At 43.8% G+C, this 26,438-nt stretch carries 25 protein-coding genes; 18 read left to right on the top strand and 7 right to left on the bottom strand.

Annotated features, from left to right (window positions below; genetic code table 11):
- Positions 1-180 precede the first annotated feature (180 nt).
- Positions 181-1,059, top strand: coding sequence for an L-ribulose-5-phosphate 3-epimerase (locus H0G69_RS09450; protein WP_205311113.1), 879 nt, complete (start codon positions 181-183; stop codon positions 1,057-1,059).
- A 12-nt stretch (positions 1,060-1,071) separates the two neighbouring features.
- A complete protein-coding gene (locus tag H0G69_RS09445) occupies positions 1,072-1,803 on the top strand; it encodes an L-ribulose-5-phosphate 4-epimerase (protein ID WP_180304790.1) in 732 nt (243 codons plus the stop codon).
- A gap of 139 nt (positions 1,804-1,942) precedes the next feature.
- Here the strand turns inward: H0G69_RS09445 and H0G69_RS09440 are convergent, their stop codons facing one another.
- The gene (locus H0G69_RS09440; protein ID WP_180304789.1) at positions 1,943-2,950 is read right to left on the bottom strand and encodes a LacI family DNA-binding transcriptional regulator; all 1,008 of its coding nucleotides are present in this window, start codon (positions 2,948-2,950) and stop codon (positions 1,943-1,945) included.
- Positions 2,951-3,369: 419 nt separating this feature from the next.
- Here H0G69_RS09440 and H0G69_RS09435 point away from each other — a divergent pair, with 419 nt between their 5' ends.
- The 8 genes from H0G69_RS09435 (at position 3,370) to H0G69_RS09400 (ending at position 11,929) form a co-directional block, all read left to right on the top strand.
- Positions 3,370-4,113: a sugar phosphate isomerase/epimerase family protein gene (locus tag H0G69_RS09435; RefSeq protein WP_180304788.1), complete on the top strand. Its 744-nt coding sequence runs from the start codon at positions 3,370-3,372 to the stop codon at positions 4,111-4,113.
- A 37-nt stretch (positions 4,114-4,150) separates the two neighbouring features.
- Positions 4,151-5,605 carry a PTS galactitol transporter subunit IIC gene (locus H0G69_RS09430; protein WP_034540588.1) on the top strand — a complete coding sequence of 485 codons (1,455 nt, stop codon included), beginning with the start codon at positions 4,151-4,153 and terminating at the stop codon, positions 5,603-5,605.
- 30 nt (positions 5,606-5,635) lie between these two features.
- On the top strand, positions 5,636-6,625 hold the full coding sequence (locus H0G69_RS09425) for an amidohydrolase family protein (RefSeq protein WP_048345750.1): 990 nt from the start codon (positions 5,636-5,638) through the stop codon (positions 6,623-6,625).
- 21 nt (positions 6,626-6,646) lie between these two features.
- Entirely contained in the window at positions 6,647-7,603 is a 957-nt protein-coding gene (locus tag H0G69_RS09420) for an NAD(P)-dependent oxidoreductase (RefSeq protein WP_006500737.1), read from the top strand.
- Positions 7,604-7,686: 83 nt separating this feature from the next.
- Positions 7,687-8,694: a hypothetical protein gene (locus tag H0G69_RS09415; protein ID WP_180304787.1), complete on the top strand. Its 1,008-nt coding sequence runs from the start codon at positions 7,687-7,689 to the stop codon at positions 8,692-8,694.
- 12 nt (positions 8,695-8,706) lie between these two features.
- Positions 8,707-10,242: an FGGY-family carbohydrate kinase gene (locus H0G69_RS09410; RefSeq protein ID WP_180304786.1), complete on the top strand. Its 1,536-nt coding sequence runs from the start codon at positions 8,707-8,709 to the stop codon at positions 10,240-10,242.
- Between the two features lie 55 nt (positions 10,243-10,297).
- Positions 10,298-11,182, top strand: a complete 885-nt coding sequence (locus H0G69_RS09405; protein WP_006500734.1) for an L-ribulose-5-phosphate 3-epimerase — start codon at positions 10,298-10,300, stop codon at positions 11,180-11,182.
- A gap of 18 nt (positions 11,183-11,200) precedes the next feature.
- On the top strand, positions 11,201-11,929 hold the full coding sequence (locus tag H0G69_RS09400) for an L-ribulose-5-phosphate 4-epimerase (RefSeq protein ID WP_006500733.1): 729 nt from the start codon (positions 11,201-11,203) through the stop codon (positions 11,927-11,929).
- A 133-nt stretch (positions 11,930-12,062) separates the two neighbouring features.
- On the opposite strand, the gene H0G69_RS09395 is transcribed toward H0G69_RS09400, so the two are convergent.
- The gene (locus H0G69_RS09395; RefSeq protein ID WP_180304785.1) at positions 12,063-12,830 is read right to left on the bottom strand and encodes a DeoR/GlpR family DNA-binding transcription regulator; all 768 of its coding nucleotides are present in this window, start codon (positions 12,828-12,830) and stop codon (positions 12,063-12,065) included.
- A gap of 252 nt (positions 12,831-13,082) precedes the next feature.
- On the opposite strand from H0G69_RS09395, the gene ulaG reads away from it, so the two are divergent.
- The 6 genes from ulaG (at position 13,083) to ptsP (ending at position 19,115) form a co-directional block, all read left to right on the top strand.
- Positions 13,083-14,156 (top strand): L-ascorbate 6-phosphate lactonase, encoded by a 1,074-nt coding sequence (ulaG, locus tag H0G69_RS09390; protein ID WP_034540598.1) that lies wholly within the window; start codon positions 13,083-13,085, stop codon positions 14,154-14,156.
- 91 nt (positions 14,157-14,247) lie between these two features.
- The gene (locus H0G69_RS09385; RefSeq protein ID WP_034540600.1) at positions 14,248-14,706 is read left to right on the top strand and encodes a PTS sugar transporter subunit IIA; all 459 of its coding nucleotides are present in this window, start codon (positions 14,248-14,250) and stop codon (positions 14,704-14,706) included.
- Between the two features lie 11 nt (positions 14,707-14,717).
- Positions 14,718-16,220 (top strand): PTS ascorbate transporter subunit IIC, encoded by a 1,503-nt coding sequence (locus H0G69_RS09380; protein ID WP_034540601.1) that lies wholly within the window; start codon positions 14,718-14,720, stop codon positions 16,218-16,220.
- 65 nt (positions 16,221-16,285) lie between these two features.
- Complete coding sequence (locus tag H0G69_RS09375; RefSeq protein WP_034540603.1) at positions 16,286-16,591, top strand: PTS sugar transporter subunit IIB; 306 nt, start codon at positions 16,286-16,288, stop codon at positions 16,589-16,591.
- A gap of 26 nt (positions 16,592-16,617) precedes the next feature.
- Complete coding sequence (locus H0G69_RS09370) at positions 16,618-17,253, top strand: 3-keto-L-gulonate-6-phosphate decarboxylase UlaD (RefSeq protein WP_034540605.1); 636 nt, start codon at positions 16,618-16,620, stop codon at positions 17,251-17,253.
- Between the two features lie 134 nt (positions 17,254-17,387).
- A complete protein-coding gene (ptsP, locus tag H0G69_RS09365) occupies positions 17,388-19,115 on the top strand; it encodes a phosphoenolpyruvate--protein phosphotransferase (RefSeq protein ID WP_180304784.1) in 1,728 nt (575 codons plus the stop codon).
- Between the two features lie 138 nt (positions 19,116-19,253).
- Here the strand turns inward: ptsP and H0G69_RS09360 are convergent, their stop codons facing one another.
- Both H0G69_RS09360 and H0G69_RS09355 read right to left on the bottom strand, forming a co-directional pair.
- Positions 19,254-19,895, bottom strand: coding sequence for an HAD family hydrolase (locus H0G69_RS09360; protein ID WP_048345752.1), 642 nt, complete (start codon positions 19,893-19,895; stop codon positions 19,254-19,256).
- A gap of 135 nt (positions 19,896-20,030) precedes the next feature.
- Entirely contained in the window at positions 20,031-20,609 is a 579-nt protein-coding gene (locus H0G69_RS09355) for an NADPH-dependent F420 reductase (RefSeq protein ID WP_180304783.1), read from the bottom strand.
- A 153-nt stretch (positions 20,610-20,762) separates the two neighbouring features.
- On the opposite strand from H0G69_RS09355, the gene H0G69_RS09350 reads away from it, so the two are divergent.
- A complete protein-coding gene (locus H0G69_RS09350) occupies positions 20,763-21,149 on the top strand; it encodes a winged helix-turn-helix transcriptional regulator (protein WP_180304782.1) in 387 nt (128 codons plus the stop codon).
- Positions 21,150-21,291: 142 nt separating this feature from the next.
- Here the strand turns inward: H0G69_RS09350 and H0G69_RS09345 are convergent, their stop codons facing one another.
- The 3 genes from H0G69_RS09345 to H0G69_RS09335 all read right to left on the bottom strand — a co-directional run bounded on the left by H0G69_RS09345 (position 21,292) and on the right by H0G69_RS09335 (position 25,263).
- Positions 21,292-22,203: a proline-specific peptidase family protein gene (locus H0G69_RS09345; protein ID WP_056967656.1), complete on the bottom strand. Its 912-nt coding sequence runs from the start codon at positions 22,201-22,203 to the stop codon at positions 21,292-21,294.
- A 122-nt stretch (positions 22,204-22,325) separates the two neighbouring features.
- Positions 22,326-24,737, bottom strand: coding sequence for a Xaa-Pro dipeptidyl-peptidase (locus tag H0G69_RS09340; RefSeq protein WP_180304781.1), 2,412 nt, complete (start codon positions 24,735-24,737; stop codon positions 22,326-22,328).
- 160 nt (positions 24,738-24,897) lie between these two features.
- On the bottom strand, positions 24,898-25,263 hold the full coding sequence (locus H0G69_RS09335) for an RDD family protein (protein WP_180304780.1): 366 nt from the start codon (positions 25,261-25,263) through the stop codon (positions 24,898-24,900).
- A 270-nt stretch (positions 25,264-25,533) separates the two neighbouring features.
- Between H0G69_RS09335 and H0G69_RS09330 the strand changes: the two genes are divergently transcribed.
- Positions 25,534-26,328, top strand: coding sequence for an SDR family NAD(P)-dependent oxidoreductase (locus H0G69_RS09330; RefSeq protein WP_180304779.1), 795 nt, complete (start codon positions 25,534-25,536; stop codon positions 26,326-26,328).
- Positions 26,329-26,438: the final 110 nt, after the last annotated feature.

Below are 26,438 nucleotides of genomic sequence, written 5' to 3'. Positions count from 1 at the left end.
AGAAAGCGGCTGGTTGGTAGTCGCTTTTTTATGTTAAAACGTCCGACTTAAAAAGTTTTGAGATCGTATAATTAACTAAAAAACAACAAAAATAACATAAAACTAGATTGAATAAGTGAATCGCTTTCATTAATATGAAAATGTAACATAATTCCTCGAGGGAGGGACATTTTTATGACAATTAATGCTTTGGGAATTTATGAAAAAGCGCTGCCTCAAGATCTGTCTTGGGAAGAAAAGTTTAATCTGACCCACGAACTAGGTTTTAACTTTTTAGAATTCTCAATTGATGAGAGTGATGAGCGGTTGGCGCGGCTGGATTGGACGGCTCAGCAGCGAGAAGACTTTCGCAATGCAATGTGGCGGACGCACAGTCGAATCAACACATTGATGCTTTCTGGTCATCGCCGCTATCCGTTGGGTTCAAAGGATCCAGCAGTTCGCAAACAGTCGCTTGAGATGATGCAAAAAGCGATCGATCTGGCCGTAGATCTTGGAATTCATAATATTCAAATGGCCGGTTATGATGTTTTTTATGAAAATAAAACAATGCTTTCACGTGAACTATATATTGAAAATCTTGCTCAATGCGTTCATATGGCGGCCGAAAAGATGGTTATGCTTTCAATTGAAACGATGGATGATCCCTTTATTAACTCTTTGACCAAAATCAAGCATTGTAAAACACAGGTGCACAGTCCCTGGCTGCAGGCTTACCCAGATCTTGGCAATCTAAGTGCCTGGCCTGAAAATGACGTTCCTTCGCAGCTGGAAAACTGCATCGATAATATTGCGGCAGTCCATTTAAAGGATACGCGTGCTGTTACGCCAACCTTTAAAGGGCAGTTTAAAAACGTGCCATTTGGCGAAGGCTGTGTTGATTTTGAGGGATTATTAAGAACCCTGGTGCGGCTTCAATACAACGGCGGCTACACGATCGAGATGTGGACTGGCGACAATCAAGACGCGGATCCAGTTTCAGAGATCAAAACTGCTAAAGCCTACTTTGATGATTTGTTTAAAAAGGTTGGGATAGAACAGGAACCGATTAGTAAATAAGGAGGTAGAGCCATGCTTGAAGAATTAAAACAAGAAGTCTATGAGGCCAACATGCAGCTGCCTAAGCTGGGACTGGTTTCGTTTACGTGGGGCAACGTTTCAGGAATCGATCGTGAAAAGGGGCTGTACGTCATCAAGCCATCTGGAGTGCCATACGATGAATTGAAGCCAGAAGACATGGTTGTCGTCAACTTGAAAGGCGAGGTCGTAGAAGGCGATATGAACCCATCTTCTGACACGCCAACGCACACTTATCTGTACAACCACTTCCCAAAGATTGGCGGGATCGTCCATACGCATTCGCCATGGGCCGTTTCGTTTGCGGCGGCCAACATGGATGTCCCAGCCTTAAACACGACGCATGCCGATACTTTCTACACCGACGTGCCAGCCGCCGATGCTCTGACCAAAGAAGAGATCGAAGAAGACTACGAAGGCAACACGGGCAAGACGATCGTGCGGACGTTTAAAGAACGCGGCTTGGACTATGAAGCAACGCCAGCCGCATTGGTTTCCCAGCACGGGCCATTTACCTGGGGACCAACGCCAGACAAGGCTGTCTACAATGCCAAGGTGCTGGAAGTCGTAGCTGAAGAGGACTATCATGCCATGCAATTGACGCGTCAAAACCTGGAGCTGCCGCAGTATCTATTGGACAAGCACTACTACCGCAAGCACGGTGCTAATGCCTATTATGGTCAAAACAACGCACACTCCAAGGATCATGCCAAGCGTGAAAACTAATTAGCCATAATTTGAATGTTTGGTACTGCAAATTGTCTAACCCTTAAATTCACACTTAAACTGCATTACAAATTCACACTTAAACTGCATTACCAATAAAACGTCATCAATGGTTAAAAACCAGCGATGACGTTTTATTTTAAAAACTTTCTCGAATGATTAATTTAGTTGGGATAATTGTTACTTTGGGTTCAGAGATAGATTTTCCAGTTAGCTTTTTATTAAGTAGTTCAGCAGCTTGTTCACCGATTTTTCTAGAGTCTTGTTGAATGCAGCTAATTCCAGGATTTAAAACTTTCATCCAGTCTAATTCTTCATAGGTTGCTACTCCATAATCAGTTGGATAAGCAAAACCGTACTGTTGAGCAGCTTGTAATAGTCGTAAAAAAACACGACCGTTCATTGTAAAAAAGCCCACTTTTTTGCTGCCTTTGTTTTCAATGATTTCTTTTACTCGATTGTTAAAAGCAATGTATTCTTCCTGCTTTCCGTGATGAGGGACGATCAGCAAATGGCTGTCATCATCCTTATAATTGGTTGCTTTTAAGAAGCCTTGGTAACGCTGCAGACGTGTACTTACGTCTTTTAAAGGCCAGCTAACAAAATATAAATCATCATATTTTTTAGCAATCATTTTTTGGGTCATTTCAAAGACGGATTTTTCGTTGTCAGTAACGATCGTATCCATTTTTAACTGTTTTGCCTGCAAATCGACCATGACCGAAGATTTATTTGAAAATGCTTTGTAGATTGGTCCGTTTGGGCTAACAGGATCGAGAATGAATCCTGCAACGTTTTCAGAGCGCAGCCGAATAATATTATTGACTTCCGTTTCGGGATCCTGATCAGCATTGGTAAATACGACTTTATATCCATAATGGCTGCAGAAATCAGAAATGCCGGACAAAACTGCTGAGGTAAAGGGATTGGTGATGTCCGCAATTGAAACACCGATCGTTTTGCTTTCGTTTTTTGCTAAATCGCGTGCAGTACTGTTAGGACGATAGTTGGTTTGGCTGATGATTTCCTCCAGATGGCGTCTGGTCTTGATTGACATTTTATTAAAATTACCATTCAAGTAGTTTGATACCGTGGCGGTAGAAACTTTTGCCAATGCCGCAATATCGCTAATTGTTAATTTTTCCATTTATGCATACCGATCCAGTTTTTTCTTAATATATTATCACATTTTTGTCGGAGCAACTTTGTGCGTAATAAGGTAATACTTAATCACGATTAGTAATGCGGTTAACAAAAAATCGTTAAATGATCAATGACAAAAGTAAGGGCTTGTGTTTTGAAAAAATAAAAATAATTTATTTTTATTTTGTGAAATTGTTGAAACTAGAATCCTATAATTCTTTTTGATTTTGTTATTTTAAAGGATTTTATTCCAAATTACAAGTTATAGATTGTGAAAAAATAGAGCTCAATCGCTTATGTAAGAAAGCGCTACCGGTTGACAAAAAAGATACTTGGAATTAGAATCTAATTCGTAAATTTAGTTAAGCGCTTAACGGATTTTCAGTGTGTTTTTAGACGCGAGGCGGAAGGTGGTTTTCCGAGATGAGTACCTATGTTTTGAATACCATTGCCTTCAAAAAGGATCTGGACAATGGAGTTTCTCAAAGCAGATTGGTTGAAAAAGTAAAACAGCTTGGCTTTGATGCGATTGAAATCAGAAATGAATTCTTGAACGGATCAAAAAATGAACGATTAGCGATTGCAAAAGAAGCGCAAAAGCTTGGATTGGAAGTCTTTTACAGTGTCAATGATGTGCTGGTTACGGGCGATCATTTAAATAATAAGGCTCTTGATTATGTGACTGAGATGAGGGAATTGAATTCATCGCACTTGAAGCTGAACATTGGGAGCTTGTCTGATATCAGCAAGGAAGAATTGTTAAAGGGATTGGCAGCAATTTTGGATGGTCAATTTGAGATTGCCTTAGAGAATAATCAGACGTTGGCTGACAGTTCATTAGCAATAACGAAGAAATTTTTTGAAATTATTCAAGATGCTGGGATTAAAGACATTCATTACTGCTTCGATATTGCTAACTGGATTTGGTTGGATACTGACGTTGATCAGGCCGCTGATGACTTGAAACAGTTTACGACATATCTGCACTTGAAAAATGCTGTCAGAGACCAAGGCGAATTGAAGACGGTTCCCCTAGAAGACGGCGATCTAAACTGGCGTGCATTGATTAAGAAGTTTCCATTCGCACATGACTTTGGATTGGAGTATGCGGGCAATGCGGAAACGATTGCTAATGAGCTTGGTTTGGTAAAGGAAGCGACTAAATAAGTACTGACTTTGAAAAGGAAAGGAGATGCTTTCTAATATGTTAAACGCTGTTAATAATTTCTTCTCCGCGTTTGGTGCTACTGTTGTGGTTCCCATAATGATTTTCATCATCGCGCTTTTCTTAAAGGTTCGTCCTAAAGTAGCAATGATGAGTGCATTCTATGCCGGGGTTGGTTTAACTGGATTTGGCTGGATTATCACAGAATTTACTCCAGTCGTTACTAAGATCATTCGTCAAATGGTTAAGACGACTGGAATCAATCTTCCGGTCGTTGATATTGGCTGGCAGGCAGGTTCGCTGGCTTCATTTGGCTCTTCAGTCGGTTTGACTTTCTTTGTATTCGGACTGATCGTTGAATTGATTTTATTTGCTCTTGGCATCACTAAGGTATTTATGGCTTCAAACCTTTGGAACAACTTCGGCTTCATGGTTTGGGGCGCGATGGCCTACTATGTAACGCATAACTTCTGGCTGTCGCTGGGGCTGTCATTCTTCATGTTGCTGTACACTCTGATCTTGGCAGAAATTCAAGCCGATCGTTGGTCTGACTACTATGGCGTTAAGAATGCAACGGTCTGCTCACTGCACAACATTGAGCAGACGATTCCAGCAATTCTGCTGGATCCGCTTTGGAATCTGCTTGGCTTGAACAAGGTTAAGATGACGCCATCAGCCTTTAAGGACAAGCTGGGTGTGTTTGGTGAACCAACTACCCTGGGGATTCTCTTAGGATTTATCATCGGGGTGCTCGGTAATCTAAAAGACTTAGGGACTCTGCAAGCATGGGGACAGATTTTACAGTTCTCGATTCAACTGGCGGCCGTTATGACGATCTTTCCATTGGTTACCAATGTCTTTGCTAAGGCCTTTACGCCACTGGCAGATGAGATCGATAAGAACCGTAAGCAAGAATCACAAGCTGAAGGTAAGGAAATTGATAAGATCAATGATAAAAAGCGTTGGTTCTTGGCAGTTGATGATGGGGTTGGCTACGGTGAACCAGCAACGATTATTGCCGGCGTTATCTTAATTCCAATCATGGTTTTGATTGCATTCCTTTTGCCTGGCAACAAGACCTTGCCAATCGTCGACTTGATCTCGTTACCATTTATGGTTGAGTCAATCGTTGCAATTACTCGCGGCAATATCTTAAAGGTCATTGCTAATGGGATTGTATGGTTCAGCTTGGGTCTGTACGCTTCCAGCTGGCTGGGGACGATCTACACCGGTGCGGTTTCTCACTACGGTGCCGCAATTCCAGCTGGTGTGGTTTTGATCACTAGTTTTAACTTGATTGCACGGCCGATGAATGCATTGGTATTTGCTGCATTTATTTCTCAGAACCCGGTTTGGATTGGTGTCTGCGTTGTAGTTTACCTGGTAATGCTGTTTGGTCTGCGCAAGTACCGTCCTCAAATCTGGACTTACTTGAACAAGATGGCTGACAAGAATGCTGGTTACTCTGGCAGCAGCGAAAAGATTGAGTACTAATTTAGAAAATAGAATTTGGAGGGTTTTATCATGAAAAAGATTGAAGGACACATTCATTTGGTACGTGCACTGGCCGGTTCTAAGAGTCAAGGACGTTTGAGCCCACTTGGCAATGGTTATGCAATCTGGGATAATGGTGAAATCATTCATTTAATTCCAGAAGGCTGGGGAGATGACAACTTTTTAGCTGAAAAATACCTTCCAGTAATGGAACAAGAAGATATTGAAAAAGCAGTTATTCTGCAAGGTACACTGAATGGCTACCAAAACTACTACACTTATCAAGTAGTTAAGCAATATCCGGGTAAGTTTATCGGTGCCTTTGCCGTAGATCCATATGATGACTTCGCGATGGATATCGTTAAGCGTCATGTTGAGGATCTGGGTTTCCGGGCATTGAAGTTTGAAATCAGCCAAGGGGGCGGTCTGCATGGGTTCCATAAGCCATTCCGTTTGGATACTGACAACAATGTAAGCAAGATCATGCATTATCTCGCTGATTACCCTGGCTTTGTCATTACTACTGACTACGGTGACTATACTCAAACCAGCTACCAGCCAGAAGCAATCGTTAACTTGGCTAAGCGTTATCCTAAGCTTGATTTTGTAGTATGTCACCTGTCATTCCCTAATGCAGACCATTTGAATCGCTTAGAAAATGCCCTTGAACAGTTTGCGCCATATGAAAATATCTATGTTGATATTTCAGCCATCCAAGACATTGATGGTGAAACTACTGAAGCCTTTCCATATCCACGCTGCCAAAAGACGGTTGGTCTGGCTAAAAAGATTCTTGGTGCTAAGCGAATCATTTGGGGAACTGACTCTCCATGGTCTTCAACTTTCAACACTTATCACCAATTAGCTACGTGGTTGGAAAATACTGATATCTTCTCACAGGCAGAGCTGGAAGACGTGATGTACAATAACGCTAATCGCATTTACTTTAAGCCTGCCAACGTAGAAGCAGCAGCTAAGGCTGAAGATCCAGTCTACAAGAAGTTTAAGGAAACTCACTAATTCTGATTAAGGAGAATAGGCATGAGCAAACCAAAAGTATTAGTTACTGGTATTATTCCAGAACAAGGATTGAAGGAACTGAAAGCAACTTTTGATGTTTTCTACGACCCTGAAGTTGAAACTCGAGCATGGATTCTTGAACATTTGAGTGAATATGATGGGCTTTTGCTGATGGGCACCAAGGCTGATAAAGAATTAATTGATGCAGGTACCAACTTGAAGATCATTACTGCCAATGGGGTCGGCTTTGATCATATTGATATTGAGTATGCCAAGAGTAAAGGGATTGTGGTTTCAAACTGTCCTAAGGGCGTGCGCGTACCAACTGCAGAAATGACCTTTACGCTGCTGCTGGCTACGGTTCGACGCTTACACATGTATGACAAGATCGTTCGTGAAGGCAAATGGGTCGATGTTTCCGAACAGCAATACATGGGGATGAGTCTGCAAGGTAAGAAGCTGGGTGTCTTTGGCATGGGACGCATTGGCTCAGAGGTTGCCAAGTTTGCTCAAGTATTTGGTATGGATGTGATTTATAATGATCCGCATCCGCTGCCTGATGAACTGGAACAGCAATTGAAAGTGAAATATGTTGACTTTGAGACACTGGTCAAAGAATCAGATGTAATCACTCTGCATGCACCGGCACTGCCTTCAACTGCTGGAAAGTTTAATAAAGACGTCTTTGCTAAGATGAAAAACACGGCATATATCGTTAATGCCGCACGAGGCGTTTTGATTAAGCAAGATGATCTGATTGATGCATTAAAGAATCATCAGATTGCTGGAGCAGGGCTTGATGTTTTTGAAACCGAGCCTACTGTTCCAGAAGCCTTACGGGAACTTGATAATGTCGTAATGTCTCCACACGCTGGTACGGGTACCTTAGAAGCACGGACGGCAATTGCCGAAGAAGCATCGAATAATCTGATTTCGTACTTACGTGATGGAAAGGCAGTTAATCAAGTTAATAAATAGCTAAATCCAAATACAGAAGCTATTGGAAAACACCAATAGCTTTTGTTGGTATAGACTGCAAAAAGATCAAGAAAGTGATAATCATGAAGTTTTCGAAAATTTTTAAAGATCAACTCGATCATTGCTATGCGATTATGCGTATGAATGCTAAAGGACGGGATTTTTTGGTTGTAGCATCAGAAGAAGCCCAGCCATGCTATGCATATGATCTGGACAATGATTTTGCACGAACTACAGTATGGCCAAATGTAGGTGGGACAATGACGATGGTTCAGATCCCTGACACCCTGAATTTTTTGGCAACGCAACGCTTTTATCCTGGCTTTAATTCGCCTAACTGTCGGATTGTCAAGGAAACTTGGAATGGTAAGGATTGGGACCAAAAGATAATTGGCGAATTTCCATACGTGCATCGTTTCGATATCATTCCAAAGCAATCAGGAAAAGGATACTGGTATGTAGGATGTTCAATTGCCAACAGCAAGAAGGACGTTGATGATTGGTCTGATCCGGGAAAAGTATGGGTTGGCGAATATGATGATGAACAGGAAAAAATCATCAATCAGCATGCCTTGGATATCCGAATCACTAAAAATCATGGATACAAGCGAATGAATGGTTATTCCTTTATTACGGGCGTTGAAGGGATTTTTAAACTTAATTGGCCGGTTGATGGTAAAGATTGGAAAATTGAACAATTAACCGATTATGAAACGTCAGACATCTTCAGTGCTGATGTCAATCAAGATGGTAAAAACGAGTACTTAACGATTGAAGGTTTCCATGGTCCGTATCTTCGGATTTCTGACAGTGAGTTCAATCAGATTTCTCGCAGTGATGCTAAGACGCCATTTGGCCACGCAATTTGGGGTGGCAGGATTGGCAATCGAGAATACTTTATTTTTGGTTGGCGTGCTGGAAAACAGGACCTTGAATTGATTACCAGTGACCACCTCGATTCGCAATTAATTGATGAAAAAGTTGGTCCAAGCAACGTCCTTGTTTATGAAAAGAATGGTCATCAGTATCTTTTTTCTGCAAACCGTGAAGTAAGTGAAGTAGCAGTATATGCGATTGATACCGAGGGTTAGGATGATAGCGATATGGTCAAAAACTTTTTAACTATTGATAATGGTGGTACAAACACCAAAGTAATTATCTTTAACCAACATGGACAGCAGCTGGCGGCAGAGGCTTTCCCCACGCAAGGGCTTGAACCGCAGTCTGGTTTTCATGAAATAGATCTTGTTAAACTGCGCAATGATCTTGCGGCGGCTATAAGAGCAGTACTTGGAAAGGCTAATCTGACGGGAAAAGAAATTGCTGGGATCGCAACGGTTGGTCATGGTAAAGGATTATATGTGCTGGATAATGAATACCATATCTTTATGAATGGTATTTTATCAGCGGATAGTCGGGCCGAAGAATATGCTGAGGAATTTGAAAAACGAGTCAGTAAAATCTACTCAATCAGCAGACAGCATGTGATGCCAAGCCAGGCCCCAGTTCTTTTGAAATGGATTAAAGATAATCGACCAGAAGAGTATGAGAAGATTGGTGCGGTTTTATCAAATAAGGATTTTGTCGGTTTTCTCCTCACTGGTGTAGTAAAGCAGGAGATTGGCGACGCTTCGGGAAATAACTTTTTAAACTTAGCAACGCAGCAATATGACGCAAAGCTTTTCGACTTTTTTGATATTCCAGAAATGTTTGATAAAATGCCGGAATTGATTAAAGCAACTGATCTAAGAGGAACGATCACGCAAGCAGCGGCTGCTCAAACGAACCTTCAAGAAGGAACGCCGGTGTTTGGCGGGATGTTTGATATTGATGCCTGTTCAATTGCAACTGGAGTGTTGGATGATTCTAAATTCAGTGTAATTGCTGGTACTTGGAATATGAATATTTTTCCTAGTGATAAAACGGCACCCCAAGAAAGCGGCTTAATGAATTCGATTTTTCCAACTGGGAAGAATCTGATTGAGGCTTCCAGTCCGACTTCGGCCGGGAACCTGGCGATCATATTGAAAATGCTGATGACGGCTGAGATGCGAGACGCAAAGGATGCGGGTCATTCGATTTATGATGACCTTGAAGCATTTTTGGAAAATACGGATGCTACTTTTAGTAAGGTTCTCTTCTTCCCGTTTTTGTACGGAAGCAATGCAGCACCAGATGCCGAGGGAAGCTTTATTGGACTGCGCAGTAATACAACCAAATCAGAGATGATTCGTGCTGTATATGAGGGAATTGCATTTGCGCATAAATATCACATTGAAGCGTTGCAAAAAGTCAGTCATAAGCCGGAAGTGATTAGAATGTCTGGCGGCGCATGCAATTCATCCAGTTGGGTACAGATGTTTGCGAATGTTCTTAACGTACCGGTTGAACTGGTTAATGCTACAGAATTAGGCGGCTTAGGGGGAGCAATTGCTTCTGCCGTGGGAACTGGGGTATATAGCTCACTGGAAGAGGCATCTAGATCGATGTCCAGCGTTAAGCGCCATTATGATCCACAACCTGACCAGGTGAAAATTTATAATGCCAAGTATCAAGCCTATTTAAGTTTCTTAAAGGCAATGGATAGCTGTTGGCGTGATTTTAAACAATTACAGGATGGTCTTGAATATAGTCTTTAATTTACCCATTTTGTTAAGCGGTTAACTAATAAAAAATAACAAGGGAGAAAAACCAATGACAACTAATGCAGTTGGAATCTACGAAAAAGCGCTGCCTCAAGATCTGTCTTGGGAAGAAAAGTTTAATCTGACCCATGAGCTGGGTTTTAACTTTTTAGAATTCTCAATTGATGAGAGTGATGAGCGGTTGGCGCGGCTGGATTGGACGGCTCAGCAGCGAGAAGACTTTCGCAATGCAATGTGGCGAACGCACAGTCGAATCAACACATTGATGCTTTCTGGTCATCGCCGCTATCCGCTGGGTTCAAAGGATCCAGCAGTTCGCAAGCAGTCGCTTGAAATGATGCAAAAAGCGATCGATCTGGCCGTGGATCTTGGAATCCGCAACATTCAGCTGGCTGGCTACGATGTTTTTTATGAAGATAAAACCATGGAATCACGCGAAATGTTTGTTGAGGATTTAGCTAAATGTGTCAGTATGGCAGCAAAAAAGATGGTCATGCTTTCAATTGAAACGATGGATGATCCATTTATCAATTCATTAACGAAGATTGCGCACTACAAGACTCAGATTAAAAGTCCCTGGCTACAGGCTTATCCAGACCTTGGCAATCTAAGTGCCTGGCCTGAAAATGATGTGCCGGCACAATTTGAAGATGATATCGACACGGTTGCGGCAGTCCATTTAAAGGATACGCGTGCCGTTACGCCAACCTTTAAAGGACAGTTTAAAAACGTGCCGTTTGGCGAAGGCTGCGTTGATTTTGAAGGCTTACTGCGGATGCTGGTGCGGCTTCAATACAATGGCAGCTACACGATTGAGATGTGGACCGGCGATAATCAAGATGCGGATCCAGTTTCAGAGATTAAAGCTGCTAAAGCCTACTTTGATGCTTTGTTTAATAAAGTAGGAATTCAACAAGAAGAAGTAATTAAATAAAAAGTGAGGATATCTAACATGCTCGAAGAATTAAAACAAGAAGTCTATGAAGCCAACATGCAGCTGCCCAAGCTGGGACTGGTTTCGTTTACGTGGGGCAACGTTTCAGGAATCGATCGTGAAAAGGGTCTGTACGTTATCAAGCCATCTGGAGTGCCATACGATGAGCTGAAGCCAGAAGACATGGTCGTTGTCAACTTGAAAGGCGAAGTTGTAGAAGGGGACATGAATCCATCTTCTGACACGCCGACGCACACTTATCTGTACAACCACTTCCCAAAGATTGGCGGGATCGTCCACACGCATTCACCATGGGCCGTTTCGTTTGCGGCGGCCAACATGGATGTTCCGGCCTTAAACACGACGCATGCCGATACTTTCTACACCGACGTACCAGCTGCCGATGCTCTGACCAAAGAAGAAATCGAAGAAGACTACGAAGGCAACACGGGCAAGACGATCGTGCGGACGTTTAAAGAACGCGGTTTGGACTATGAAGCAACGCCAGCCGCATTGGTTTCCCAGCACGGACCATTTACCTGGGGACCAACGCCAGACAAGGCTGTCTACAATGCCAAGGTGCTGGAAGTCGTAGCTGAAGAGGACTATCATGCCATGCAATTGACGCGTCAAAACCTGGAGCTGCCGCAGTATCTATTGGACAAGCACTACTACCGCAAGCACGGTGCTAATGCCTATTATGGCCAAAATAATGCGCACTCCAAGGATCATGCCAAACATGAATAATAATACTTTATAATTAAAAATGTATTTTAAATTATAATAAATTTACTAAAATATCAAAAATATATTCAAAAATAATGATATTATAAAAAGATGAAACCCTTTTCTAGGATTTCATCTTTTTTTGCTAGGGTTGTTATAACTGGGGAACTTGGATAACTTGAATGCCTTCTTGACGAATAGCTGCAATAAGCTCTCCAGAGGCAAATGTATCGGTAATCAATACATCGATATCTTTAATATTCCCAATGGTAAAGTTGGAAAAACTATTGAATTTACTGTAGTTGGCAACCAGAATCAATCTGCGAGAATTTTTAATGATGGTTTTATTGATTGCGGCTTCTCTAAGATAGGGCGTCGAGATGCCATGTTCTAGACTAAGTCCAGCGCAGCCAATAATTCCCCAGTCGGATCTCATACTGGAAAATGATTGCTTTGCGATATCGCCACTCATAATTAGATGATCATTAACGATATCACCACCACTCATTAGCAAAGTAGCTTTGTCATTTTCTGAAATGTAATCAGCAGCATGGAGATTGTTAGTCATAATATAGATTTTTTTTTGCAGCAGTTTGGGCAATGACTTCAAAGCGGTTGAGCTTGAATTCATAAATACGATCTCACCATCTTTAACGAATTTGGCGGCCTCACTTCCGAGGCTAGCATTGATTCGTTCAAGTGAGCTTTGGTTATCTTTTGATTTGGGCTCGATATACGTGATGATGCCCTTCTTTTGATTTATTTGTCCCCGTAGAGAAAGGGTTGAGCAATCACGACGAATGGTCATCTCTGAGACGTTTAATGCTTGGCTGAGTTCGCTAATCGACATTTCTTTTTTTTCGCAAAGAAAAGAGAGGATTTTTTCTTGCCGTTCTTGAATGTTCTTGGTTGAATTCTTCATCTTTATCAGCATCCTATGATATAAAATCGTATCTTAATGTGATTATAACATATAAAGTGTTTCTGCTATGGCTTATTTTAGCTAAAAATGAATTATTCATTTGAATATATGCGATTTTTATCTAATATAAAGGAAAATTAACTTAAAAAATAAGAAATTAACATAAAATCGTATTGTAAACGCTTTAACGGAGACTTAGGATAAAAGTGTAAAGAAATTAGAACTTTAGCTTTTCCAAGGAGGAATTTAATTATGGCTTCAGCAAAGAACGTTAATGATGTAACTCCAGAAGCATTCGCTAAAGATAACTTCCCTGAATGGGGATCCTACCTTAACGAAACGATTGCCAACAAGCAGGTGCCAGAAGGATCATTTGCAACTTGGTGGTTAGGATGCATGGGATTTTGGCTTAAGACGCATGAAGGCACGAATATTGTTGTAGATATGTGGAATGGTACTGGCAAGCATACTCATGGCGATGGCAAGATGCGCAAAGGCCACCAAATGATGCGGATGGCAGGTGTTGAGGCACAGCAGCCAAACCTGCGTAACCGTCCTTACGTAATCGATCCATTTTCTGTTAAGGATGTTGATGCACTTTGCGTAACGCACACGCACCATGATCACTTGGATATCTATACGGCAGCCTGTGTCAACAAGAATTGTCCAAACGCTAAATTCATTGGTCCTCAAGGCGTAGTTGATGAATGGCTGAGTTGGGGCATTCCCGAAGAAAAGACCATCGTCGTTAAGCCTGGTGATGAGGTTAAGGTTGGTGCCGTAACGATCAAAGCATTGGAATCATTTGACCGTACTGAACTTGTTACGGAAGACGATCCTAACGTTAAGTTGGCCGGTACGATGCCTAAAGATATGAGCAAAATTGCCGTTAACTACCTGTTTGAAACTTCCGGTGGCAACCTATACGATGCCGGTGACTCTCACTTCTCCAACACTTTTGTAAAACATGGTAACGAAAACAAGATTGACGTTGCCTTTTGTGCTTATGGTGAAAATCCACGCGGCATCACTGATAAGCTGGATGACTCTCAAGTGCTTCGGATGGCTGAAGACCTTAACACTAAAGTCGTAATTCCAATGCACTGGGATATCTGGTCAAACTTCTTTACGGATCCTAAAGACATCATTGCACTTTGGGACCGTAAGAAGTACCGCCTGCAATACAAGTTCAAGCCATACATTCTTCAGGTCGGTGGTGAATTCAACTATCCACAAGACAAGGACAAGTTTGAATACATGTACGACCGTGGCTTCCATGATGCATTCAAGAACAGCCCTGATCTGCCATTCCCAGAACTGCTCTAATTCATTTTAGCCAAAGCGTGGATGAATGATTTCAAAACCTAAGAGAAGAATTAGTTAGCCCATTGCAAGGGTGGGTTGAGGAGGAATAAAAATGCTTCGTTATTTTTTGGAAAATGGGTTGATTAACATCACTGATAAACATCCCCAAAACTGGGAAGAAGCGATTCGTATCAGTGGTGAGATCATGAAAAAGAACAACTTGGTAACAGATGAATATATCGACCAAGTGATTGCAGACGTTAAGAAGTATGGCCCATACATTGTAATCGTACCTGGTGTTGCAATGCCACACTCCTCAGCAGAAAACAGCGGCGTCTTAGGAACGGGAATTGGTTTTACGATTATGCCAAATACCGTTTCGTTTGAAGAAGGCAACCCCGAAAAAGATGCTCGTCTGTTCTTTATGCTGGCGGCTAAGGACCATGACACCCATGTTAAAAATATTTCCAAATTGGCAGACATGCTGATGGAAGATGGAATGGTAGAAGACTTGAAGAAAGTCAAAAACATGGATGATTACCATGAAGTCATGGCAAAGCACAACATGTGAGGTGAACAGGTATGGATGCGGTATTAAAGTTCCTGATGGCAATTTGGACCTACTTCGCCCAAAATATCCTCCAACAGCCAGCATTTATGATCGGTCTGATCGTTCTGGTTGGTTATCTTTTGGAAAAGAAAAAGTGGTATGAAGTTATTTCCGGCTTTTTGAAGGCCACGGTCGGATACTTCATCTTGGTAGCGGGTTCTAATGGTTTGGTTCAATCGTTTCGACCAATCATTGTTGGCTTAAAAGATCGTTTTCACCTTCACGCAATGGTTATCGACCCTTACTTCGGGCAAAATGCGGTAACTGTTGGGATTATGAAGCGATTTGGTCGCTCCTTTGCCGACACGATGCTCCTGTTGTTGTTTGCCTACATTATTAATATCTTGCTGGTTCGTTTCCAAAAATATACGAAGCTGCGTTCAGTTTTCACAACTGGTAACGTCCAAGTACAACAAGCTGCGACGGCATTCTGGCTGTTCCTCTTCTGTTTTCCTCACATGGGACGGCTGCCAATCCTGATCGTAATGAGTATTGTTTTGGGACTGTACTGGGCAGTTGGTTCGAACTTGACGGTTGGAATTACCCAAGAATTGACGGATGGTGCTGACTTTGCAATTGCTCACCAACAAATGTTTGGGATTTTCTTCTTTGCAAAATTATCTGAATGGCTGTCCAAACGAGCAGCTAAGAAGGGTAAGAAAGTTGAGAATAAACGTTTGGAAGACATCGAACTTCCTGGATTCCTCTCGATGTTTAACGACAATATGGTTTCAACTTCAATCTTGATGCTGTTCTTCTTTGGAATTATTTTGGTAGTTCTGGGACCAACCTATTTGATTCACGCAGGGTTTATGGAAAAGGGACAAAGCTTCTTCTTCTACATTCTGCAGACTTCGCTGATGTTTGCTGTTTACCTTGCTATCCTGCAGCTTGGGGTTCGGACTTTCGTTAATGAGTTGACGGAATCCTTTACTGGTATTTCGGATCGCTGGCTGCCGGGTTCTGTTCCAGGTATCGACGTAGCTGCTGTGCTTGGGTTCGGCTCACCAAATGCAGCAACGATTGGTTTTATGTTCGGGGCACTGGGACAATTCTTAATGATCGGATTGCTGCTGATTATGCATTCGCCAACGATCGTGGTAGCTGGATTCATACCACTGTTCTTTGACAATGCTGCCATTGGGGTTTACTGCAACAACCGTGGCGGTTACAAGTATGCAATGATCTGTCCATTTATCAGTGGTCTGGTTCAAGTTGCTGGTTCAGCTTTCATTGCAACTTGGGTCGGAATGGCTTCTTACGGTGGCTACCTTGGCATGTTCGACTGGGCAACGGTATGGCCATTCTTCACAGTAATTATGAAGTACCTTGGCTACGTAGGTATTGCGGTAGTTGCCTTGATCCTGATCATCATTCCTCAGCTTCAATACCGTGCAGACCCAGAAGGATATTTCTTGGTTACGAAAGACTATGAAGCATGGAAGAAGCTGCATGGTAAAAGCGATGCCGAATAGCTAAATACAATAATATTAAAGACTAACTGAATGATTACAAGCTTGATTGCTTGAGGAGGAAAATTATGAAAGTTTTGACTGCATGTGCTAACGGTTCTGGTACTAGTTTGATGCTGATGCGTACTGCTAAGAAGACATTGGAAAAGATGGGCTTTAACATTACTCAGTGCGACCATACCTCTGTTTCTGAGGCAAAAGGAACTGCTCGCAACTATGATGTTGTATTCACATCCTTGCCGTTTGTAAAGATGTTCAAGGATGTTACAGATCGTGGCGGTGAGGTCATTGGGATTAAGAATGTTATGTCACAACAAGAAGTCGAAGAAAAGGTCAAGGCTTCTGATCTGGAAAAGAAATTCCTCAACAAGTAGTCAACGGTTAAAAGGAGTATTAAGATATGTCAATGCCAAAACTGCAAGTAGCATTAGATACTGATGATTTGCCAACTGCTATCAATGTAGCGCGTCAGGTTGTAGATGTTGTCGATGTTGTCGAAGCAGGTACGTTGCTGATCTATCAAGAAGGGATGAAGGCAGTTAAGTCACTTAGAGCCCTGGCTCCTGACAAGATTCTGCTCGCGGACTGTAAGACGGCAGACGCGGGCGGTCATGTCGGCCATGTCTGCAAAGAAGCAGGCGCGGACTGGATGACCTGCATCTGTGCTGCAACGACGCCAACAATGGCCAATGCACAAAAAGAAATTGAGGTTCAAGTTGAGCTGTATGGAAACTGGACTGAAGAACAGGCGCAAGAGTGGTTGGACAATGGTATTCATCAAGTTGTCTATCATCAAAGTCGTGATGCCAAGTTTGCTGGTCAAACCTGGGGTGAGCATGATCTGAATGAAGTCAAGAAGTTGATTGATATGGGCTTTAAGGTTTCCGTAACTGGTGGCGTTAAACCAGATGTCTTGAAGCTTTTCAATGGAGTTGACGTATATACTTTCATCGCGGGTCGTGCGATTACCCAAGCTAAGGATCCACACGCAGCGGCACAAGAATTTAAAGACGAGATCAACTGCATCTGGAGCTAATTACATCTAAACACTTCTTGGGCTGGCATTGCCCAGGTTCACTCTCTTTTGCATGAAAAGCGATGGATGGCACACGAGATGTGTAAATCCATCGCTTTTTGCTATCTAGAAACTGATTGAATGGAGAAATCGATATGTTACGTACTGTTAAAGGAATTGCCGCCAGTGACGGTATTGGAATTGCTAAAGCATACACCCTTATTGAACCTGACTTAAGCTTTGAAAAGAAAACGATTGATGATCCAGCTGCGGAATATCAGCGCATTGAAGCTGCTTTTGACCAGTCAATCTCGGAATTGGCGACCATCAAGCAGAACGCCAAGAGCCGCTTGAGCGATGAGGAATTGGAAGTATTTGACGCGCACATCGCCATTTTGTCCGACCCGGAAATGAAGAGTCAGATCAAAGATGAAATCGAAAGCCAGCACGTTTCCGCCGAAGAAGCCATGACGGACGTAACGACCAATTTTGCCAATGTTCTGGCCGCCATGACCGACAACAAGTACATGCAGGAGCGGGCCGCTGACGTTAAAGACGTTGCCAAGCGGGCGCTGAGCCATCTGCTGGGCAAGCAGCTGCCAGACATTGCCTCCATCAGTGAGCCAGTCGTAATCATTGCTAAGGAGATCACGCCATCCGATACCTCGCAGATGGATGCCAAGTTCGTCAAGGGGCTGGCAACCGATCTGGGCGGCCGGACCAGCCACGCGGCAATCATGGCGCGGACATTGCGGATCCCAGCCGTGGTCGGTGCCGAAGACGTTACGAGCACGATCAAGAGCGGCGATATGGTCATCGTAGATGGGCTGCACGGCGACATCATCGTTGATCCAAGCCAGGCTCAGATCGATGAGTATCAAGCCAAGGCGGACTCATTTGAAAAAGAGCGGGCTGAATGGGCCCAACTGGTGGACGCGCCATCTGTTTCCAAGGACGGCCAGCACTTTGAGATTGCGGCCAATATCGGCACGCCCGATGACGTGGCTGATGCCGTCAAGCAGGGGGCCGATGGAGTCGGTCTGTTCCGGTCCGAATTCCTGTACATGAGCAGCGATCACCTGCCAACCGAAGACGAGCAGTTTGAAGCCTACAAAAAAGCAGTCGTGGGCATGCAGGGCAAGCCGGTCGTCGTGCGGACGCTGGACATTGGTGGCGACAAGCCGCTGAACTACCTGCCGCTGCCCGAAGAGATGAACCCGTTCTTGGGCTACCGGGCAATTCGAATCTGCCTGCACCGGCCTGACATCTTCAAGACGCAGCTGCGCGCCTTGATTCGGGCCTCCGAATTTGGTCCCGTTGAGATCATGTTCCCAATGATCGCGACCCTGGCTGAGCTGCGTCAGGCCAAGGCAATCTACCAGGAATGCAAGGATGAGCTGCAAAAGGATCACCCGGGTCTAGGCGACAACGTCAAGATCGGAATGATGATCGAAGTACCGCTGGCGGCGCTGTATGCTGATCAATTAGCTAAGGAGGTCGACTTCTTCAGTATCGGGACCAATGACCTGATTCAGTACTGCTTTGCGGCCGACCGGGGCAATGACGCGGTCTCCTACCTGTATCAGCCACTCAATCCAGCTTTTCTGCGGCTGATCAAGCATGTGATTGACTCTGCTCACGCCAACAACACCAAGGCAGCTATGTGCGGCGAAATGGCGGGCGATCAGCTGGCCATGCCGCTGCTGCTAGGCATGGGGCTGGACGAGTACTCCATGAGTGCCAGCTCGATTCTGCGGACGCGGAGCATGATGAAGGATCTGGATACCAAGGAATGTGCCAAGTGGGCCAACGATGCCATCAACCTGTGCTACACGGCCGATGAAGTAGAAAAGATGGTTAAGACACGGCTCGGAATGAACTGATCATCGTTAAATTAAATTGAAAATATATCGCTAAAATCATTAGGCAGCCAGTCTTTGTAAGCTGATACAGGGACTGGCTGCCTATTTTGGTATAAAAAAGCACCGTTTTGGCATGTGCCGAAAACAGTGCAGTTATGATTAAATGTTCAACAAATCAGTCGGCTGGTGAAGCAAAAAGTCACCGTCCATGATCTTTTCAGGGGTAGCGGCGCCGTATAGTGCTGCGGCAAATTTAACCCCAGCGGCGTGTGCGGCCTTTTCATCATTTATCGTATCACCAACATAGACGGCAGTTTCAGGTGCGGCATGCATTTGATCTAATGCTGCCAAAACCGGCTCTGGGTCAGGTTTATGGCGATCGGTATCATTGGAGGTGATGACAATGTCAAACAGCTTGGCAAAGGCAAATAGATTGGCAAAATGATGATCGTACTCATCACGCAGTTTGGAAGTGGCAATTGCGATTTGAATGTCGGGACTTTGCGACAATTTTAGCAAAGTTTCTGGAATGCCATCAAAAACCTGGATACGATCCTCTCGTTGATAAGCCAGCTTAAACCATTCCTGTTGCATTTGGCGACGCAATTTGTCATCGGCTACGCCAGCAATTTTTAAGGCATCCATCCCGGTAATACCAAACAGATCATGCTTTTTTTGCTCAACATCGGCCGGATCAGTATGGTAGCCGTGCTTCTCCAAGATTTCGATCATTGCCGGCATATACATGTCAATCGTATTGATTAAGGTGCCATCAATGTCGAAAATATAGTTCTTAATCATAAAATCCTCCTGTGTACGATCATACCCTCAACGTTCAACGTTTCAATTGTACCGCAAAACATTTTATGACAAAATATTGAAAAACGCGCTACCTGACTTTGCCGAGATAACGCGCGGAACCGTTATAAGAAATTTTTATTTATTAGTGCCAACAACGCCGAAACCGCCGTCCCAGCCAATCTGTTCGCTAGCAGCCAGAGTCATCTGTAGAAAGCTGGTTGCTTCCATCTCCCGAGCCCGCTTGAGCTTACCAGCATTTAATACTTGCAGTGCACTGGATGCCAATGCTGATTTAAAAGTTTCCTTAGCATCTTCATCATCGCCGGCAACTAGGACCGTTGTCGGCAGCTCGCCGATTTTGCCGCTCTGCAAAGTAGCCGCGAAATTAGTGTTAAAAGCCTTTAAAACCTTGCTTTCAGGCAGCAACTCCTGCAATTGCTGGGCAGCTGAGCTATCAGCGGGAACGACTAATTCATCCCAGGTTTCAAAATTCAATGGATTGGTGATATCAACAACGATTTTACCAGCCAGTTCAGCTTGGTACTGCTTGGCAAGGGCCGCCAGTGCTGGATAGGGTACGGCCATAACTACGATGTCGCCGAGTTGCTGAGCGGTATCTTTTGAGCCATAGTATTGAACGTTGTTGCCAGCTTCAGCAAAGTTCTTGCCGATTGCCTGACCCATGTTGCCTTTACCAAAGATTGTAATTTCCATATTCTTCATCCTCCTGGTTCCAAAGTCTGTTTTCTTGTATCGTTGTAGTTTATAATAAGACTAAACCTTACTTTTAGTAAGTACAGACTTTTAAGTTCGCTACGCACTAAACGGTAAGAATAGTGAGATGTCAAAGGAAAAGGAGAAATTATTTTGGCGAAAAAATTAGTTCAGGATGGCAGCTGCCCAGTTGCAACCACGATTTCGCTGCTGAACAGTCAATGGAAGATTCTGATCATGCGTGAACTGCTGTTGCATCCAAGTGAAAGATACAGTGAGCTGCAGCATAGCGTTGCCGGCATCAGCCAAAAGATGCTTACCCAAAGCCTGCATGAGATGGCGGCTGATGGAATCGTGCAGCGCCAAGCTTTTCCAGAAGTACCGCCACGTGTTGAGTATCGTCTGACCGAGCTAGGCCAAAGCATGGATCCAATCTTAAAAACCATGCATAACTGGGGCAATCAGTATCTGGCCAGTCATCCCGAAAAACGCAGGACGAATAAACAGCCGGAAACTGATTTTGCACAAAAACGACCATAGTCAAAAAGAGGCTGGGAAAAAACTATATTTTCAGATGAATTTTAGAGAATAGTAATATTAAAAATCGCTAGAAATCAACGTTTTCAGCAACGTGGTTCCTAGCGATTCTTTTGTTTTGAGACTTTTTTCCCAGTCTCTTTGATTATTTGTTAAAAGTGTCAGATTCGACTTCACGGATAAAGTCAGCCAAATGCTTGTAGTAGACGTCAGGGTTGTCGATCATATGGTGATGACCCCCATTTGGCGTGGTAACCAGTTTAGCATTTGGAATTTCTTTTTCCATGGTCTTGGCAGTATCCAAAGGCATGGTTTCATGTTCCCCAAACGTCAGCAGGGTTGGCACTTTAATGTTCTTTAATTGATCGCGGAAGTGCCAATCTTTGAGCTTGCCGGTAATCACGAACTCGTTATCGCCCTGGAAGACGTTGTAGACAGCCGTGCCGCCAAGGTCTTTGACGTGGTAGAGCTTGGATGGCTGTTTGCGGTCGACAAAGTTTTCGTTAAGGACCTGCACGTCGGCTTGGTAGCGATCGTTGTCATAGTCGTTGTTCTTTTCGCATTCCTTCATGAAGGCAACTTCTTCAGCTGGCAGGACGTCTTCGCGAACCTTGTTGACATGAGCAACGTATTCATCGATTTCATCAACCATTGAGGAGATGATGGCACCCTTCAAGTGTTGACCGTATTTAACGGCATATTCTTGAACCAGCAGTCCGCCCCAACTTTGGCCAATCAAGTAGAAATTATCGATCCCCAGCTTTTGACGTACTTCTTCGACCTCATCCAAGAAGTATTCGTAAGTCAGGTACTTGTCGGCAATCTTAGGATCAGAATAGTCTGGCTGATCAGAATACAAAGAGCCTAATTGGTCATACATGTGAACCTGAACGTTAAGTCCCTGCTTTTTTAATTGATCGGCGGCATCTTCCCAGTATTCATGATTGCCGCCAGGGCCACCATGCAGTGCAAGCAGATGAATGTCACCTTCACCTTGCGTGTTGGTCCATAAATGATAACCGTTATCAAGGGTTAAAATCGTTGTACCTTGTTTCAAAATCGTCAACTCCCATTCTCTCAGATATAAACGCTAAATAAATGGTTTAAAAACTATTTTACGTTTTTTATTAGATGACGTAAACCAAAAACACTGCCGCTTTGGATAATATGACAGAAAAACTATGATAATTTTTCAAAATCAGGCAAAAAAAGGGCTGAATTTTCGGTCATGATCTGATAATTGATCTTTTCATTGCCGCGCAGAGTCATTTCATAGTCGGTACCGCAGATTACCAGCCGCAATTGATGGCCTTTTAACAGTCGATGGAAAACGGGCTGCAGCGGCAAGGTGAGATCCACGAACTCATTTGGATAGAGCGGCTCCGTGATGGCCGGATCATGGGGGTTCTGCAGATTGATATGACCATAGGAGATCACTTTGTAAGGCGTAGGCTCATTTTGCAGCCTGAATTCGCGCAGATCATCATATTTCCAGTGATAGCCCAGTGAAAGACTATTACGGCTTAATAAGACAGGATTCTCGGTCAGACGCTTGGCCGATCCCTGGTCGATCAGAAACACGGAAAGCACGCCATGATCATGATCACTAGCAGCTCTCAATTTTACAGTTGGCGTGCCGCGCAGTAGATAATCATCAGTCAGCGGTGCGGTCTGATAGCTGAGACTGAAACGATTCTTCTCGCTTAACAATGCCTCTTTCCAATGAGCAGGATGAGCACACCAATCTTGATAAATCTCAGTCTGCCATTGATAGTCGGTAAAATCGCGAGTTGGCGTTACCAATGGCTCTTTTTCACTCAGTTTTTGGTGGACATTGAGATAAAATTTGACACTGTGATCTTCATCCCAGTTTTGGTAGGCTGTCCAGGTTTCAGGGGTGGCATTATCTTGAACTAATACGGCTGGCAGCAGATCATCGGCATGGTTATCGATTTCCCAAAGTTTATTAGAAAGCCAGAGATTCACCATATCGGTAAAGTCTAGCGAGCGAAAAGCATTAATGTAGATATGCTTGCCTTGATGCAGGATCAGCTTGCTGTTGGCTGCATTTTTCTTCAAACCGTCATAAAGAGCTTTGACGTTGCTTGGCTTAACGTTGTCGTCGTTGAGCCCATGGACCATCATAACGCTGGCTTTGATTTGATCGATCTGTTTCCGATAATTACGTCGTTCCCAAAAATCATTGTAGTTGCCGGTTTGACGATCCATTGCCAGATTCATCTGGGCCAGATAGCGATTATTGATCTGCTCAACTCGCCGATAGTCGCCAGGCCGCTTGGTACGGCTAAAGCATTCGGCTGCCAGCGTATCGGCATCCTCGCCTTGAAAACCACCGGCTGCTCTGACCAGGCCATTTTCACGATAATAGTCATACCAACTGGAAATGGCGGCTTCACTAATGATAGCTTTAAGTCCTTTAACACCAGTTGTAGCAACGGCTGTTGAAAGTGTCCCCAGATAAGAACGGCCTGTCATGGCTACATTGCCATTGCACCAATCTGCCTTGACAGCCAATCCGCTGGTGCGATCGGAAAAAGCCGTTCGGTCGCCGTGCAGCCACTCAACTACAGCCTGCATCGATTCAACCTGTTCTGGCGAGCCGCATGTCTGCAGACCATCAGAATCTCTGGTTCCAATTCCGGCACAGTAGACAGAGGCGAAACCGCGGGGAGCCAGATAGTCGTTTAGCGTATAGGCTGGCGTCTGACTAAAGGTTTCAGTAGCTTTTGCGGACCCCTTAATCATCTGATGACGTGGATGGACATTAAACGTTGGCTCAGCAGGTGAGACCTGATCTGGTTCTTTATGACTCAAAGCTTGATTAACATTATGGGTTGCTTTTACGCCCCATTCATCATTGGTTCCCTGGTTGTATGGACTGGCGGTAAAGACGGCGGGGACTTTTAACCCTTGATTGGATTCAGCAGGTCGCATGATTTCAACTTTTACCAAATCGGCTTGATCGTCAAAGTCAGTATCAACATCGGTCTCCACGTAGACGACCTCATAGATGAAATCGTGCGGATCAAAAACGGCGAGCGACTTGCCATTAAAAAAGATTGGCTTTTGATTGGCTGACAGCTTGTGAGTCCATTTCAGCAAACCTTGAGCCGTCAGCGCATCCAGCAGCGTTTGGCCATTTTTGGTATGAGTATTCAAAAGATCATAGAATGCGGCAATCACGTCTGCGGTCGTCCATTGTTCAAAATGACGGTGCAAAAGCTGCATCTGATCCATCGCCGCCAATGGATCAGTAATTGAAAAGTCAATTGCTGGTTCAAATTCTAACAGCTGCAGGCCGACAAGATAGAAAACCTCGTCATTAAGCGGCTGCTTGCTTGCCAACCAGTCATCCAGGCTCAGCTCAGGCGTTGCCAAAACGTCTTGGCGCCAACGCTTCAATGCCGGTTCAGAAGTGCAGCTGCAGTTGATTCTTTCCAACAGCGTCTGCCACATTTGATTAGGCGTAAGCGTGCTGCTCTCGCTTGCTTTTAGAAGATGAATGGTCTGGAGTTCATGGCATTGCTGCTCAAAAGGCAGACTCATCATGGCAAATTGATTGTTTTTCATTGGCAAAACCTCCCCAAATCACGCTAAGCACTTATGCTTATTAATTAGTGAATATTTTATAACATTCTCACGTTTTCTGGGATGTGGCTCAGCAATTATTTGACACTAGCTGAATAATCGCTAGCTTATATGGAAAGATTGATGTGGCAAACATCAAAGTTTAGTATCTATCATCGTTGTCATCATAATCGTCATGATGATGGTGGGATAGCTGATCTGCAGTATAGATGTCCCATAGCGTATCAGATACATCATCATGATCGTCCATCTCTTCATCTTGATAATGGGCTGGCGGCAATCCTTCTTCTTTACGTTTTTTATTCATCTCGTCAACGTTATGGCTGTCAAGATCTGCGCCGGTAATCCATTCAAAGAACCAAAAAATAAGAACAATTACCAGAAACATAAAAAAGATGGCAAAGACAATCGACCATAACTCCATAGCAGTGATAAAGATGACAGCGATGAACGCCGTAATTGCCCAGCGCCGATGCAAAATTTTTTTCTTTTCATCATTGCTAATCACCAGCACTGCCCCCTTACTTATAAAATTTGAATTCAACCAAATTATATCTCATTTCATTAGGAGGAGTTGGTTGATTTATGTGCAAATATTCATTAATGATATCCGTGAACGTCCCATTTGTCGTTTTGCAAGTTGAAAAATCAAGGAAATACACGGCATTTATAAAGGTTATCGCTTGTGATTTTGTATACAAATTAATTGATCAAGCGCTTTCTTTAGTGATAAGATGAACTTGTTACATATTTGGTTTGTAAAAATGGAGGTAATGATATGACTGAAGAAAAACGCGTTGCGGTCGTTACTGGTGGAGACCGTGGGATTGGCCGCGGAATTACGGATCAGCTGCTTAAGGACGGTTATTATGTCGTAATCGCCAACCGCAATGAAGGAGCCGGCAAGAAAGCCGTTGAAGAACTGAACGCTCAAGGGTACGAAGGCAAGGTCGTATCTGTAGCCGGCGATGCATCCAAGAAAGAAAGCCACGAACGTTTCGTTAAGGCTGCTGTTGACAACTTCGGCCGTCTGGACACGTACGTAAATAATGCCGGAATTGCTCAGATCAAGCTGCTCAAGGATGAAACCGAAGCTGACATGGACGAGATCTTCCATGTCAACGTCTACTCAGTACTGTTTGGGATGCAGGCCGCCGCTGCTCAATTCCGCAAGCAGGACGATGGCGACAAGATCCGCAAGGTTATCAACGCCTCCAGTATCGCCGGTCACATTGCCTTTGACATGCTGGGTGCCTACTCTGCATCCAAGTTTGCCATTCGTGGCTTGACGCAGGCTGCTGCTAAGGAACTTGGTCGTGAGCACATTACGGTCAACGCCTACTGCCCAGGTATCGTTGGCACTGACATGTGGGACTACATCGATGAAAAGATGGTTGAAGCATGGGGTGGTAACAAGGGCGACTACCTTAAGAAGTACTCTGGCTCCATTACGCTGGGTCGAGTGGAAACGCCTGCTGACGTGGCCAACTATGTATCCTGGTTGGCATCAACCAAGTCCGACTACATGACTGGTCAAGCCGTTCAAATCGATGGCGGGATTCAATTCATCTAATTTTTGCCATTTCAAACTGAATATCTAGAGTAAAGGCCGCGATCCTAACTGGGTCACGGCTTTTTGCGTACTCAAAAAGCGCGTCATATAAGCTGCCGCGCTGATTGAAG

Origin of the sequence: Limosilactobacillus mucosae (assembly GCF_013423865.1) — a bacterium.
Taxonomy (GTDB): domain Bacteria; phylum Bacillota; class Bacilli; order Lactobacillales; family Lactobacillaceae; genus Limosilactobacillus; species Limosilactobacillus mucosae.
The sequence above is the reverse complement of the archived record's forward strand: the minus strand, read 5'-3'. Positions and strand labels throughout refer to the sequence as shown.

What these genes read in the sequence shown, in the direction of transcription:
- H0G69_RS09420 (WP_006500737.1), top strand. Translation starts at nt 6,647, where the DNA reads ATGAGCAAACCAAAAGTATTAGTTACTGGTATTATTCCAGAACAAGGA.
- H0G69_RS09435 (WP_180304788.1), top strand. Translation starts at nt 3,370, where the DNA reads ATGAGTACCTATGTTTTGAATACCATTGCCTTCAAAAAGGATCTGGAC.
- H0G69_RS09445 (WP_180304790.1), top strand. Translation starts at nt 1,072, where the DNA reads ATGCTTGAAGAATTAAAACAAGAAGTCTATGAGGCCAACATGCAGCTG.
- H0G69_RS09340 (WP_180304781.1), bottom strand. Translation starts at nt 24,737, where the DNA reads ATGAAAAACAATCAATTTGCCATGATGAGTCTGCCTTTTGAGCAGCAA.
- H0G69_RS09405 (WP_006500734.1), top strand. Translation starts at nt 10,298, where the DNA reads ATGACAACTAATGCAGTTGGAATCTACGAAAAAGCGCTGCCTCAAGAT.
- H0G69_RS09360 (WP_048345752.1), bottom strand. Translation starts at nt 19,895, where the DNA reads ATGATTAAGAACTATATTTTCGACATTGATGGCACCTTAATCAATACG.
- H0G69_RS09410 (WP_180304786.1), top strand. Translation starts at nt 8,707, where the DNA reads ATGGTCAAAAACTTTTTAACTATTGATAATGGTGGTACAAACACCAAA.
- H0G69_RS09415 (WP_180304787.1), top strand. Translation starts at nt 7,687, where the DNA reads ATGAAGTTTTCGAAAATTTTTAAAGATCAACTCGATCATTGCTATGCG.
- ulaG (WP_034540598.1), top strand. Translation starts at nt 13,083, where the DNA reads ATGGCTTCAGCAAAGAACGTTAATGATGTAACTCCAGAAGCATTCGCT.
- H0G69_RS09330 (WP_180304779.1), top strand. Translation starts at nt 25,534, where the DNA reads ATGACTGAAGAAAAACGCGTTGCGGTCGTTACTGGTGGAGACCGTGGG.
- H0G69_RS09375 (WP_034540603.1), top strand. Translation starts at nt 16,286, where the DNA reads ATGAAAGTTTTGACTGCATGTGCTAACGGTTCTGGTACTAGTTTGATG.
- H0G69_RS09380 (WP_034540601.1), top strand. Translation starts at nt 14,718, where the DNA reads ATGGATGCGGTATTAAAGTTCCTGATGGCAATTTGGACCTACTTCGCC.
- H0G69_RS09430 (WP_034540588.1), top strand. Translation starts at nt 4,151, where the DNA reads ATGTTAAACGCTGTTAATAATTTCTTCTCCGCGTTTGGTGCTACTGTT.
- H0G69_RS09395 (WP_180304785.1), bottom strand. Translation starts at nt 12,830, where the DNA reads ATGAAGAATTCAACCAAGAACATTCAAGAACGGCAAGAAAAAATCCTC.
- H0G69_RS09440 (WP_180304789.1), bottom strand. Translation starts at nt 2,950, where the DNA reads ATGGAAAAATTAACAATTAGCGATATTGCGGCATTGGCAAAAGTTTCT.
- H0G69_RS09385 (WP_034540600.1), top strand. Translation starts at nt 14,248, where the DNA reads ATGCTTCGTTATTTTTTGGAAAATGGGTTGATTAACATCACTGATAAA.
- ptsP (WP_180304784.1), top strand. Translation starts at nt 17,388, where the DNA reads ATGTTACGTACTGTTAAAGGAATTGCCGCCAGTGACGGTATTGGAATT.
- H0G69_RS09370 (WP_034540605.1), top strand. Translation starts at nt 16,618, where the DNA reads ATGTCAATGCCAAAACTGCAAGTAGCATTAGATACTGATGATTTGCCA.
- H0G69_RS09425 (WP_048345750.1), top strand. Translation starts at nt 5,636, where the DNA reads ATGAAAAAGATTGAAGGACACATTCATTTGGTACGTGCACTGGCCGGT.
- H0G69_RS09355 (WP_180304783.1), bottom strand. Translation starts at nt 20,609, where the DNA reads ATGGAAATTACAATCTTTGGTAAAGGCAACATGGGTCAGGCAATCGGC.
- H0G69_RS09400 (WP_006500733.1), top strand. Translation starts at nt 11,201, where the DNA reads ATGCTCGAAGAATTAAAACAAGAAGTCTATGAAGCCAACATGCAGCTG.